The organism is Haloplanus sp. C73 (assembly GCF_051195115.1).
GTDB lineage: Archaea > Halobacteriota > Halobacteria > Halobacteriales > Haloferacaceae > Haloplanus.
In genome coordinates this window covers 751,385-763,967 of sequence record NZ_JBNTJZ010000001.1, presented here as the reverse complement: position 1 = coordinate 763,967, position 12,583 = coordinate 751,385, and the positions used below count along the sequence as shown (strand labels likewise).

The 12,583-nt window shown below is 66.7% G+C and carries 12 protein-coding genes; 7 read left to right on the top strand and 5 right to left on the bottom strand.

Features of this window, described 5'->3' with window-relative positions:
* Positions 1–44: 44 nt before the first annotated feature.
* Positions 45–827, top strand: a complete 783-nt coding sequence (locus ACQUSQ_RS04105) for a hypothetical protein (protein ID WP_435067227.1) — start codon at positions 45–47, stop codon at positions 825–827.
* Positions 828–951: 124 nt separating this feature from the next.
* The gene (locus tag ACQUSQ_RS04100; RefSeq protein ID WP_435067226.1) at positions 952–1,701 is read left to right on the top strand and encodes a ribonuclease H-like domain-containing protein; all 750 of its coding nucleotides are present in this window, start codon (positions 952–954) and stop codon (positions 1,699–1,701) included.
* On the opposite strand, the gene ACQUSQ_RS04095 is transcribed toward ACQUSQ_RS04100, so the two are convergent.
* Complete coding sequence (locus tag ACQUSQ_RS04095) at positions 1,698–1,895, bottom strand: DUF5800 family protein (protein ID WP_435067225.1); 198 nt, start codon at positions 1,893–1,895, stop codon at positions 1,698–1,700. The genes ACQUSQ_RS04100 and ACQUSQ_RS04095 overlap by 4 nt on opposite strands.
* Positions 1,896–1,992: 97 nt before the next feature.
* Here ACQUSQ_RS04095 and ACQUSQ_RS04090 point away from each other — a divergent pair, with 97 nt between their 5' ends.
* Both ACQUSQ_RS04090 and ACQUSQ_RS04085 read left to right on the top strand, forming a co-directional pair.
* The gene (locus tag ACQUSQ_RS04090) at positions 1,993–2,841 is read left to right on the top strand and encodes a polymer-forming cytoskeletal protein (RefSeq protein WP_435067224.1); all 849 of its coding nucleotides are present in this window, start codon (positions 1,993–1,995) and stop codon (positions 2,839–2,841) included.
* Positions 2,842–2,883: 42 nt separating this feature from the next.
* Complete coding sequence (locus ACQUSQ_RS04085; RefSeq protein WP_435067223.1) at positions 2,884–4,065, top strand: redox-regulated ATPase YchF; 1,182 nt, start codon at positions 2,884–2,886, stop codon at positions 4,063–4,065.
* Positions 4,066–4,165: 100 nt separating this feature from the next.
* Here the strand turns inward: ACQUSQ_RS04085 and ACQUSQ_RS04080 are convergent, their stop codons facing one another.
* A complete protein-coding gene (locus ACQUSQ_RS04080) occupies positions 4,166–5,293 on the bottom strand; it encodes a pyridoxal phosphate-dependent aminotransferase (protein WP_435067222.1) in 1,128 nt (375 codons plus the stop codon).
* A gap of 38 nt (positions 5,294–5,331) precedes the next feature.
* Entirely contained in the window at positions 5,332–5,484 is a 153-nt protein-coding gene (locus ACQUSQ_RS04075; RefSeq protein ID WP_435067221.1) for a hypothetical protein, read from the bottom strand.
* A gap of 52 nt (positions 5,485–5,536) precedes the next feature.
* Here ACQUSQ_RS04075 and ACQUSQ_RS04070 point away from each other — a divergent pair, with 52 nt between their 5' ends.
* Positions 5,537–6,874, top strand: coding sequence for a DEAD/DEAH box helicase family protein (locus ACQUSQ_RS04070; protein WP_435067220.1), 1,338 nt, complete (start codon positions 5,537–5,539; stop codon positions 6,872–6,874).
* On the opposite strand, the gene ACQUSQ_RS04065 is transcribed toward ACQUSQ_RS04070, so the two are convergent.
* The gene (locus ACQUSQ_RS04065; protein ID WP_435067219.1) at positions 6,871–7,251 is read right to left on the bottom strand and encodes a transcriptional initiation protein Tat; all 381 of its coding nucleotides are present in this window, start codon (positions 7,249–7,251) and stop codon (positions 6,871–6,873) included. The genes ACQUSQ_RS04070 and ACQUSQ_RS04065 overlap by 4 nt on opposite strands.
* A gap of 472 nt (positions 7,252–7,723) precedes the next feature.
* Between ACQUSQ_RS04065 and ACQUSQ_RS04060 the strand changes: the two genes are divergently transcribed.
* Together ACQUSQ_RS04060 and ACQUSQ_RS04055 are read left to right on the top strand one after the other, a co-directional pair.
* Complete coding sequence (locus ACQUSQ_RS04060) at positions 7,724–9,223, top strand: DUF790 family protein (RefSeq protein ID WP_435067218.1); 1,500 nt, start codon at positions 7,724–7,726, stop codon at positions 9,221–9,223.
* A 46-nt stretch (positions 9,224–9,269) separates the two neighbouring features.
* Positions 9,270–9,386 (top strand): rubrerythrin-like domain-containing protein, encoded by a 117-nt coding sequence (locus ACQUSQ_RS04055; protein WP_435067216.1) that lies wholly within the window; start codon positions 9,270–9,272, stop codon positions 9,384–9,386.
* Positions 9,387–9,451: 65 nt separating this feature from the next.
* On the opposite strand, the gene ACQUSQ_RS04050 is transcribed toward ACQUSQ_RS04055, so the two are convergent.
* On the bottom strand, positions 9,452–12,463 hold the full coding sequence (locus tag ACQUSQ_RS04050) for an FAD-binding and (Fe-S)-binding domain-containing protein (RefSeq protein ID WP_435067215.1): 3,012 nt from the start codon (positions 12,461–12,463) through the stop codon (positions 9,452–9,454).
* Between the last annotated feature and the right edge of the window lie 120 nt (positions 12,464–12,583).

Genomic DNA, 12,583 nt, shown 5'->3' with positions numbered 1-12,583 from the left:
TCCGCATCTATTTGTCTATCGAGTTGAATTGTCGATGTGCCCTCATGTCGCTCGACATCCCCGCCGCACTCGAGAACGGCTTCATGCGCATTCCGACGCGCGTGGCCGGACTCCTGTTTGTGGCGTTTCTCGTCGTCGGTATCGCTTCGACCGTCACCGCCCAGACCCTCAGTTTGGCGGTGATGGACGCCATTCAACAGTCGATGGAGCCGGGCGCCGCCCCCCCGACCACGCCGGGTGCCGGTACTGGGGCGCTCGCCCTCGACGTCGGCCTCGCAGTCGCCGTCGTCCTCTTTCTCACCCAACTCGTCGTCAGTCAGATTGTGGGCGTCGTCGCCATTCGGACCTTCGTCAGCGACGCTCGGCGGACCTTCCCGTCCGGCGTCACTCGTCGCCTGCCGTGGGTCGTCGTCAACGCCCTCGTCGCGGGGTTCATCGTCAACGTGCTCATCGGCATCGGCACCATCCTCCTGATTATCCCCGGCATCTACCTCGCCGTGGCGCTGTATTTCGTCCAGTTCGAGGTGGTCGTCGAGGAACGCAACGCCATCGACGCCCTGCGCTCGGGGTGGGACCTGACCAAAGACAACCGCCTCGCCGTGTTCCTCCTGCTCATCATCATCTTCGCCATCGGGCTGGTGAGTGCGATTCCCAGCCTCGTCCTCGGCTTCGCTGGCGTGTCGCCGCTCGTCACCGCGCTGGTGAGCGTCCTCGTCGGTGCCGTCGCGAGCATCGTCTCCGTCGCTATCGGTGCGCGGGCGTACGTCCAGTTGAAGCCCGACGGCTGGTCGTCTGACTTCGGCACGGCCGACCCCTTCTCGTACTGAGAGAGTTCATGTAACTGTTTACCGGTGTGTTACCGAACGGACAGAAACACACCGGTACTGGACTTACAATAATCACTACGACCGCAAGCGCGAGGTTTTTGCGCTCGCGCCGGCCAGTGAACGTGTGCGCATCGAGAACAGCTTCATCCCCGTCCGTGGCGTCGGCGAGACGACCGAGCGCCGACTCTGGGAGGCGGGCATCACCCACTGGGACGCGTTCGACGGCTCCGTCGTCGGCCCGAAGACAGCCGACCGCATCCACGAGTTCGTCGATATCGCCACCGACCACCTCAGCCGGGGCGACGCGCGGTTTTTCGACGATTCCTTTCCCTCCGGCGAGCGCTGGCGCCTCTACGAAAACTTCCGAAACGACGCGCTCTGTTTCGACATCGAGACGACGGGCCTCGACGCCGACCGCAACGACGTGACGACGGTGAGTTTCTACCGCGACGGCGACGTGACGACGCTCGTCCGCGGCGACAACCTCACCGCCGGCGCGCTCCGCGAGCAGTTCGCGGACGCCCCACTCATCGTCACCTTCAACGGCGCGCGATTCGACGTGCCCTTCCTCGAAACGTCGTTCGACCTCGACATCGACGTGCCCCACCTCGACCTGATGTACCCCTGCCGGCGACTGGACCTGACCGGCGGCCTGAAACACATCGAGCAGGAGGTAGGCATCGACCGCGACCGGCCGGACCTCTCCGGCGAGGACGCCGTCCGCCTCTGGCGGGAGTACGAACGCGGCGACGACGCGGCGCTCGACGAACTGGTCTCGTACAACCGCGAGGACACGAAGAACCTCGAACGACTCGCGGACCTCGTCACGACGCGTCTCCACGACGCCTGCTGTCCCGAGGACGCGACCTTTTAGTGGATGATGTCGCCGATGCGGCGCGGTTCGCCCCCGAGGGTCGGGTCTTTCTCGACCATCTGTAACACCTCGTGGTCGGTCACGTCGGGGTACTGTTTGCCGACTGCCTCCTCGATGAGTACCTTTTCGAGGCGGAACTCGGTCCCCTCGTAGACGACGTCGACTCCCTGTTCGTCGAAGGAAAGCGTGGTCATACCCAACCCTACTGGTCGCCCGAAAAAAACCCTGCCGTCCTCGCGTCAGACTAGCGTCTGACGGCGGTTTTAATAGCCGTAGTGTGAACACCCGCGCGTGGCACTCGGGAGGGACCCGCTCGACGAGTTGAAGATACCGGACGGGACGACGGTCGAGGAACACGACCTCGTCACGGACGGCGACGTCATCGTCGGCGGACAGAGCACGGTCGAGTTCGGCGTCCGCGGGCGCAACGTCGTCGCCGGCGAGCGCGTTCGCTTCGGTGGCGACATCGAAGCCGAGGGCGACTGCCGACTCGATATGTGGTGTGACGTGGCCGGGAACGTCCTCGTCGGCGACGACGCCTACCTCGGCGAACGCGTCCACGTCGGCGGCCAACTCATGGTCTCGGGCGACCTCGACATCGGCGACGACGTCGAAATCGACGAGGGGTTCGAGGCCAACGGCTGGATAGTCATCCGCAACCCCGTCCCGACACTCGTCTTCTACTTCGTCGTCCTCTCGCAACTCCTGCGGGTGGGCGAGACGGACGCCGCCGAGGAAATCGCGGAGGCGCTGGGCGGCGACGCGCCGAACGACCCGCTGGTGATTCCGCGGGGCGGCACCGTCTCAGACGACTCGTGGCAGGTGTCGACGCCGGCCACGGTCGGTGACGGCTGTCGTCTCCACGGCAACCTCCGCGCCCGCGAAATCGAGATGGGCGCCGACAACAACGTCTTCGGGAGTCTCCGCGCCCGCGGCGACGTGTCCGTCGCCGAGGGGACGCGCATCCACGGCGACGTGACGACCCGTGGCGGCACCGTCGAACTCGCGAGCGGCGTTCGCGTCCTCGGCGACGTGTCGTGTACCGACCTCGAACTCCACGAGGACGCCGTCGTCGACGGCTCCATCCGGTCGCGGGGCGAGATGCGGATTCTCCGCGAGGCGAACCGCGAGGCCGAGTAGCGGGACCGAAAGTAAATTCCCGCCGACCCGCCCACGTCCAGTATGCTCTCTCTCGCGCTCGCGGGCAAGCCGAACGCGGGCAAATCGACGTTCTATCAGGCCGCCACGCGCGCCGACGTCGACGTCGGGAACTACCCCTTCACGACCATCGACGCCAACCGTGGCGTGACACACGCACGCACCGACTGCCCCTGTCTCGCACTCGACGAGCGCTGCGGACACGAGCGCTGTCACGACGGCAAGCGCTACGTCCCCGTCGAACTGCTGGACGTCGCGGGTCTCGTCCCCGGCGCCCACGAGGGGAAGGGCCTCGGCAACCAGTTTCTGGACGAACTCACCAACGCCGACGCCATCCTGAACGTCGTCGACGCCGCCGGCGAGACGAACGCCGAGGGCGAACCCGTCGAGGTGGGCGCCTACGACCCCGTCGAGGAAGTCGATTTCGTCGAGCGCGAGATGGACCAGTGGCTGGCCGGCATCATCGAAAGCAACTGGGAGGGCGTCGAGCGCAAGTCCCGGTCCCCCGAATTCGACATCGACGAGGCGCTTACCTCGATGCTCACCGGGTTCGGCGCGACGGTAGCCGACGTGGCCGCCAGCCTCCGCGACCTTGAATATCCCGAGGACCCGATTCAGTGGACCGACGAGCATCGCACGGCGCTGGCAGAGGAGATTCGCGCCCGCACCAAGCCGCTTCTCATCGCCGCCAACAAGGCCGACGTGGCGCCGCCCGAGAACCTCGACCGCCTGCGCGAGACGGACAAGCCCGTCATCCCGACGACGGCCGACGGCGAACTCGCCCTGCGCACCGCCGCCGACGCCGGCGTCATCGACTACGACCCCGGCGACGCCGACTTCGACATCGTCGGCGACGTGACCGACGCCCAGCGCGAGGGCCTCGACCGAATCCGCGACGTGATGGCCGAGTACGGCGGCACTGGCGTTCAGGCGGCCATCGACCACGCCGTCTACGACCTGCTCGACCACATCACCGTCTACCCCGTCCAGAACGAGACCCGATGGACCGACGGGAGCGGCACCGTCCTCCCCGACGCCATGCTCCTGCCTCGGGGGTCGACGCCGCGTGACCTCGCTTACGCCATCCACTCCGACATCGGCGAGGGGTATCTCCACGCCGTCGACGCGCGGTCCGACCGCCGCATCGGCGAGGACCACGAACTGGCGGAGGGAGACGTCATCAAAATCGTCAGCACCGCGAACTGAGTGGAGGGGCCCCGTTCCGAGTCGTCAGCGGGCGTATGAACTCACGGCGCGTGGATAGTTTAACGTAGCGTTTGTCCCACTCAGCCCCGTTTATTCGAGTTTATTCGTCGCGCAGGTCGGTCACCACACGCTCCATCACGTCGAGTGCCTCCCGAAGCGTCTCGGTGTCGTTGGCGTAGGAGATGCGGGCGTGGCCCGCGCCGCCCGGCCCGAAGGCGTCGCCGGGGACGACGACGACGCCGCGGTCGATACAGGCGTCGACGAACCCCTCGGGCACCTTCGGCATGGCGTAGAACGCCCCCTTCGGCGTCGGCACCTCGATGCCCATGTCGGCAAAGCGGTCCAGCAGGAGGTTCCGCCGCGTCTCGAACGTCTCCCGCATCTCGTCGACGACGTCCTGTGGCCCCGTCAGCGCCGCCTCGGCGGCGTACTGCGCCGGCGCCGACGCGCAGGCCTGCACGTACTGGTGGACGCGGAGCATTCGCTCGATGCGACGGGTGGACGCCGTGACCCAGCCCAGCCGCCACCCCGTCATGGAGTAGGTCTTCGAACAGCCGTTGACGGTGACGACGCTGTCGGTGTCGGCGTAGGTCATCGGCGAGTGGTGGTCGCCCTCGAAGACGAAGGGTTCGTACACCTCGTCGGAGACACAGACCACGTCGTGTTCGTCGGCGATGCGGGCGAACTCCCGAATATCCTCCTCGGGCGAGACTGCGCCCGTCGGGTTGCCGGGGCTGTTGACGACGAAGACGGCGGTGTCGTCGGTAATAGCCTCCTCTACCGCCGCCGGGTCCAGCGTCAGGTCGTCGCGAAGGGTGACGGGTTTGGGCGTCCCGCCCGCGACTTTCGTCAGCGCGTCGTACGAGACGAACCCGGGGTCGGGGAAGATGACCTCCTCGCCGGGGTCGACGTGGGCTTCGAGCGCGAGGTGGAGCGCCTCGCTCCCGCCCGCGGTGGCGATGACGTCGCCGGCGTCGACGTCGACCCCTTGGTCGCGGGCGTGTTTCGCGGCGATGGCCTCGCGGAGGGGCTGGATGCCCTTGTTGCTCGTGTAGGCGTCGGCTTCGCCGGCCTCGATGGCGTCGACGGCGGCCTGTCGGGCGTGGTCGGGCGCCGGGAAGTCGGGTTGGCCGAGGCCGAGGTTGATGGCGTCCTCGCCCGCCGCTTCGAACACCTCGCGGATGCCGCTAATCGAAATCGATTCGACGCGTGCGGAGAACTCGCTCATATTCACCATCCGGGACCGCCCCGGCATAGGTGTTCCCGTTACTCCTCTTCGTGGGCGTCCCGGAGGGTGGAGACGTGGTCGCCGAGTTGTGACAGCGCCGTGTCGGCGTCGATGTAGCCGTCGTCGTACTCGTCGTAGACGCCTTCGGCCGCGTCGAGGAACGCGTCGACTGCCTCATCGATGTCGCTCATAGTGTACGCTCGGGGTCGGAGGGCATTTATTTCCACCCCTCGAACGCCAGACGTGACTCTCGTCTGCCGGTTCGAGGACGGCACGATTCGCCTCGACGGCGACGTGGACCCCACCGACCTCCCCGTCACGCCCGACGAGCGAAGCGGGACCTATCGCGTGCCCGCCCACCGCTACGCCGCCCTCCGGCGCGCCTTGAACGACGCCGGCGTGGACTACGAGGACCGCGTCCTCGACCTGCCCGCACTCGACCTTGCGACCGAGTACGACCTGCGGGACTACCAGCGCGAAGCGCTGGACGCGTGGACCGCCAACGACCGCCGGGGCGTCCTCGAACTCCCGACCGGGAGCGGCAAGACGGTCATCGCCGTCGCCGCGATGGCCCAACTCGGTGTGCCGACGCTGGTCGTCGTCCCCACCATCGACCTCCTGACCCAGTGGCGCCGCGAACTCGAAACCGAGTTCGACGTGCCCGTCGGCCAACTCGGCGGCGGCGAGCAAACCCTCGAACCCGTCACGGTGTCGACTTACGACTCCGCGTATCTCCGCGCCGACGAACTCGGCGACCGGTTCGGCTTCGTCGTCTTCGACGAGGTGCATCACCTCGGCGGGGAGGGGTATCGCGACGTGGCGCGACTGCTCGCCGCCCCCGCCCGTCTCGGCCTCACCGCCACCTTCGAGCGCCCGGACGGCGCCCACGAGGCCGTCGCGGAGTTGGTCGGCCCCGTCGTCTACGACCTCGCCGTCGACGATTTGGCGGGCGAGCATCTCGCGGACTACGACCTCCGGCGAATCGAGGTCACGCTCACGCCCGAAGAGCGCGAGGCCTACGACGACGCCCAAGGCACGTTCGTCGACTACCTGAAGACCTCTGGACTCTCGCTCACCTCCGGCAGCGACTATCAGGAACTCGTCAAGCGCTCTGGGAGCGACCCCCGGGCGCGCGAGGCGCTGTTGGCCAAACAGGAGGCGCGCGAAATCATGATGAACGCCGATGCGAAAGTCGACGCCTTGGAGCGGTTACTGGGTCGCCACCGCGACGACCGCGTCATCGTCTTCACCGCCCACACCGACCTCGTCTATCGCCTCTCCGAGCGGTTTCTGCTCCCCGCGATAACGGGCGAGACGGGCGCGAGCGAGCGCCGGTCGATTCTGGACCGCTTCCGGCGCGGCGACTACACCCGCGTCGTCACCGCGAACGTCCTCGACGAGGGCGTCGACGTTCCCGACGCGAGCGTCGCCGTCCTCCTCTCCGGGAGCGGGAGCGAACGCGAGTTCACCCAGCGACTGGGACGTATCCTCCGCCCCAAATCCGACGGGCGAGCCGCGATTCTGTACGAGGTGGTGACCGCCGAGACGGCAGAGGAGCGGGTGGCCGAGCGTCGGCGCTAGAGCCACGCCGTGTTCAGCGAGCCATCGCCCGAGAAGTCGTCGTAGGCAACGTCGGTAAAGTCGAAGGCGACTTCCTGTGACTCGCCCGCGGCGACGGACACCGTCTGTTGCCGTTCGGTCCGCGTCTCGCCAGCGCGGACGCGGATGCGGAGCGTGCGCGTGCGGTCGGTGTTCGAGCGGTTGACGACCGTCGCCAGCACCCGGAGGTGGCCGTCCTCGGCTTCCTCGACGTCGAGGTTCCGCACGCCGAGCGAGCGGTCGGCAGAGGAGTCCGGTTCCCCCGGCGTCGGCGGCGTTCGCGGCCCCGACGCCTTCGGGAGCGACGAACACCCGCCCAGAAGCGGCAGGGCGAGTGCGAGCAGTCGGCGCCTGTGCATATCTCCTCTCCATCCCCCCGCCCAAAACCGTTGTCGGTGCGAGGTAGTATTCGAAGACGCCATCGAAATTCAGCCCACCTCGAAAGCCCCCGGCGTCTCGGCTCCCGGGACTCGCTGTCGTTCGAAAGAGCGCATTGCGCTCTTTCGTGATGACGAGAGAGCTTCGCTCTCTCGAACCACGCTCCTCACTGCGTTGCGGTGCTTGCGTCGTCCGGGTACGCCGAGACGCCGGCCCCTTTCAGTCCCACCCGCATCGGCTGACCAGCCGGCTGACGCAGGGTGGGACTGAAAGGGGCGACTCGCTGGAGGAAGGTGGACGACGCAAGCACGCGAGCGAAGCGAGCGCGCGCAGCGAGTCCCCCGACTCCAGCGAGTCGGGGCTTTCGAGGTGTCTCCAGTAGCATCACACCAATCCAAACAGTATTGATTTGGGAGCGGCGAATCTTTAGGCGCGCCGCTCCGACCGACACCCGTGCTGACGAAGGACCTCCTCCGGGTGTCGCGGGCGGGCGGCGGCTACCACCCGCAGTTCGCCGAGCGGGGTCATCGCCCGCTGGCCGCGCGCGTCCTCGGCACGTTCGCGGACCACGTGGGCGAGTCGCGGGCGATGGTGGACGCCGCCCTCGCCGACATGGAACCCGACGCCGACCACTTCAAACTCGTCCGGGGATTCGCGTCGCTGTGTGAGCGTGACGCCACGTTCGAGACGCGGGCGGCCGTCCCGCCGGAGCGCGCCCGCCGAATAGCGTTCGAGGCCGCCGAGGACATCGGCGTCGTCAGCGAGGCCGACCGTGACCGGGCGCTCGCTCGCGCCGCCGACCGCCTCGGCGTCGCGCCCGATGCCCTCGCCGACTCACTCTATGCCGACCGCGACCCCCGACAGATTCTGACGGACTTCGACCCGCGCTGGGACCCCGACGGTCTCCTCGCGCAGTACAACCTCTCGCTCGCCCAGACGGCGCTGTTCGACGCCGTCGAGGTTCGGGTTCGGAGTTCGGACCCGAAGGCACTGATTTCGGCGGTCAAGCGCCTCGGACTCATGTACGAGATTCGCCGGACGGACGCGGGCCGCGAGGTGGTCGTCACCGGTCCCGACCACCTCTTTCGGCGGACGCGGCGCTACGGCACCGCCTTCGCCCGCCTGCTCCGCTCGGTGGCGAAGACCGCCGACTGGCGGCTGGAAGCCACAATCGACGACCGGGGCACGGAGCGCGAACTCGTCCTCACCGACGACGACGTGGGTGTGCCCGGCGTCGACCCCGTGGCCGAACCCACCTACGACAGCGGCGTCGAAGCCGATTTCGCCGCCCGGTTCACGGCGCTTGACCTCGACTGGGACCTGCGCCGCGAACCCGAACCCCTCGCGGCGGGGACGCGGGTGATGATTCCCGACTTCGCCTTCGAGTATCGCTACGCCGACTTCACCGTGTTCTTCGAAATCATGGGCTTCTGGACGCCATCGTATGTCGAGAAGAAACTCGACCAACTCGCCACTGTCGAGGACGTGGAGATGCTCGTCGCCGTCGACGAGAGCCTCGGCGTCGGCGAGGATATCGAGGCCCGGGACCACCGCGCCATCCCCTACTCGGGGTCGGTCCGCGTCAAGGACGTGGTCGACGCTCTCCGGCGCTACGAGGGCGAGTTGGTCGCCGACGCCCGTGATGCCCTCCCCGACGAACTCCGTCCGGACGCCGACGTGATTACGCTCGCCGCCCTCGCCGACGCCCACGGCGTCAGCGTCGACGCCCTCGATTCCGTCGCCCTCCCCGACCACGAACGCGTGGGACAGACGCTCGTCCGGCCTGCGGTCGTGGCCGAACTCCGCGACCGTCTCGAACCCGGCCAGAGCCTTGCCGAGGCCGAGACGATACTGGACGAGTACGGCCTCGACGACACCAGCGCCGTCTGCTCGGCGCTGGACCTCCGTGTCGAGTGGGAAGGGCTGAGCGGCGGGACGCTCCGCCGGAAGTAGTGACCCGTGACAACATTTAACACACCGTATCGCATACCCTCTGTCGATGTCGAAACGGGCGTCGTTCGAATGTGTGCACTGCCAGCAGCGAATCAGTCCGTCGGCCTACCGGGCAACCTGTCCCGAGTGCGGCGGGTCGCTCCGCCAGCAGCGCGTCGTATAACACGTCGGCCGCGGCGCTCTCGGTTCTTCGAAATAAATAGCGACGGCGTTCGCTGACGAGGCTCGTTAGTCGAGCGCGTCAGCGAGCTTTTCGACCGGGTGCGGCGGGTTGTCGTCGTACTCGTCGCCGAGCTGCGAGCGACAGGAGGCGCCGGGCGCCGTCACGACGTCGCCGGGGCTGTTCTCGACTTCCTCGAACAGGAGGCTCCCGATGGCCTGAGAGATGTCGTAGTGCTCCTCGTGGTAGCCGAAGGAGCCAGCCATCCCACAGCAGGTGGTGTTGAGGCTGTCCACCTCGTAGCCCGCGCCCTGCAGGGCGCCGACGGCGTGGTGGTCCTTGTTGGTCGCCTTCTGGTTACAGTGGCCGTGGTACGAGAGCGACTGACGCGGCGTGCCGAAGTCGATGGCGTCGGTCAGTCCCGTCACGTCGGCGTACTCCATGATGCCGTAGGCGGCGTCGGCGACGTCCTCCACCGCCGGGCCGGAGAGCAGGTCGAGGTACTCGTCCTGAAACATGACGGCGTCGGAGGGTTCGATGAACAGCACCGACCAGCCGTTGTCGACGTCCTCGCGTAGCGCCGAGACGTTGTGCTCGGCGCGTTCGCGACTCAGGTCGAGCATGCCGGACGAGAAGGCGGCGCGACCGGACGGTTCGACGTCGTCGGGGATGCGGACGAACACGTCCGCGGCCTCGAGGACGCGAATCGCCGCCTTGCCAGCCTCGGGGTAGATGTAGTTCGTGTAGGTGTCCGGGAACAGAAGCACCTGGTCGTTGGCCTCGCTCGGCGCGACCTGACACCGACCGCGGCTCTCGAACCACGATTCGAGGCTCTCGCTCGAGAAGGTGGGCAGTTCTCGCTCGCGCGAGATGCCGAGTGCCTCCTCCATGACGGTGCGAGCGCCCGGAATCTTGGGGGCGATGTTCGAGACGGGCGCGAACATCGAGCCGACTTTCGACAGCGTGTCGATGTTGGCGAAGACGCGTTCGCGGAGGCTGACACCTTCCTCTTGGTGGTACTGGTGTTTGACCTCCGTCTTCAGCTTCGCCATGTCGACGCCGGTCGGACAGTCGCTCTTACAGCCCTTACAGCCGACACAGAGGTCCATGACCTCCTCTTGGAAGCGGTCGGAGTAGATTTCGTCCTCGTCGAGTTCGCCGCTGATGGCGGCGCGGAGCATGTTCGCGCGGCCGCGTGTCGTCTGAATCTCCTCCTCGCTGGCGCGGTAGGTCGGACACATGACCTCCGAATCCGTCTGTCGGCAGGTCCCACAGCCGTTACACAGTTCGACGAGGTCGGAGAAGCCGCCCTCGTCGTCGAAGTCGAGCGTGGTCTGGGGCTCGACGGACTGATAGTCGGCGCCGTAGCGGAGGTTCTCCCGCATGTCGGCGCCGACGCCGCGCTCGGAGTCGGGACCGATGTCGTCCGGTCCTTCGCGGTAGACGACGTTGCCCGGATGCATGTGCCAGTCGGGGTCGAACGCCGTCTTCAGTTCCTTGAACGCCGTCCAGAGCTCCTCCCCGTACATCTTGGGGTTGAACTCCGTCCGGGCCATCCCGTCGCCGTGCTCGCCCGAGAACGACCCGAAGTGTTCGAGGACGAGGTCAGTCACGTCCTCGGTAATCGAGTGCATCTTCTCGATGCCCTCGTCCTCTTTCAGGTTGAGGATGGGTCGGATGTGGAGCGTCCCACTGCCGGCGTGGGCGAAGTAGGCGGCGGAGGTGCCGTGGTCTTCGAGGACTTCCTCGAACTCGAAGACGTACTCGGCCAGTTCCTCCGGGGGCACCGTCGCGTCCTCGATGAACGGGTACGGCTTGGGGTCGCCTTTCATCCCCATGAGCAGGGGAATCGCGGCCTTGCGGAGTTTCCAGAGGTCGGCTTGGTCCTCCTCGGTGTAGGCCTCGATGGCGTGGAAGGCGTCGCCGTTGTCGACGAAGTAGTCGTTCGTCTCCGCGATGGCCTCCTCGAAGTCGTCGACGAGTTCGGAGTCGAACTCCAGCATCAGCGCCGCCTTCGTCCCCTCCGGAATCATCTCGACGTACTGGGCGTACTCCGTCGAGTCGGCGGCGAGTTGGAACATCTCGTCGTCCATCAACTCCACGGCGCCCACGTCGAACTGCAGCGCTTCGGGAACGGCCTGCATCGTCTCGACGAGGTCGTCGAAGCAGTAGAGCACCAGCGCCGTCTCCTCGGGTAGGGTGACCAGCGAGACTTCGGCCTCGACGATGACGCCGAGGGTCCCCTCAGCGCCGACGAAGAGCTTCGAGAGGTTGATGACCTCCTCGCCCTCGTCGTTCTCGTAGATGACCTTCTGGAGGTTGTAACCGGACACCGAGCGCTTGAGGTCCGGGTACTTGTCGTCGATTTCCTCCTCGTGCTCCTCGACGAGGCGGCGCGTCGTCTCGTAAATCTGGGCTTCGAGGTCGTCGCCCTCGACTTTCTCCTCCCACTCGCTGCTGTCGAGGACGATTTCCTTCGTGTGGATGAGCGACCCGTCTGCAAGCACCACGTCGAGTTCCTCGGTGTAGGCGTCGGTGATGCCGTAGCGGACGGAGTGAGCACCCGTCGAGTTGTTGCCGATGCCGCCCACGACTGTCGCTCGGTTGGACGACGCCGGGTCGGGGGCGAACTTCAGCCCGTGGTTCGCGAGGCGGTTGTCGAGGTGGTCCTGCACGACGCCGGGCTGAACGACCGCTCGCTTGTCGTCGGGGTCCACGTCGACGATGTCGTCCATGTAGCGCGTGAAGTCGATGACGACACAGCCCGGTCCGACCGTCTGGCCGCCGAGCGACGACCCCGTCCCGCGCGGCAGAATCGGGACGCCGTGTTCGGCCGCGGTTTCGACCGTGTGTTGCACGTCGCTCACACTCTGGGGAAGCACCACACCCGCCGGCTTCGCCTGATAGATACTGCCATCAGTCGCGTACAGCACCTGCGCGTACTCGTCGAAGGAGACGTCACCCTCGACTCCCTTCCGAAGGTCCTCGGCGAGCGCTTGGTACTCGTCTGCGTCGGGATGGTCGTGACCCAGCGAATCGGCGGAGGTCTCTAAACCCGATGAATGTTCATCAATGGCCATGCGTCGCACACTGCGCTCGGCGGTTATAACTCCTGCGCTACCGAGTGTAACCCCTCTCCACGCCGTCATGCGATTGTAATGATTTATGAGGCGTAATAGTTGCCGGATTCGATAACAGCT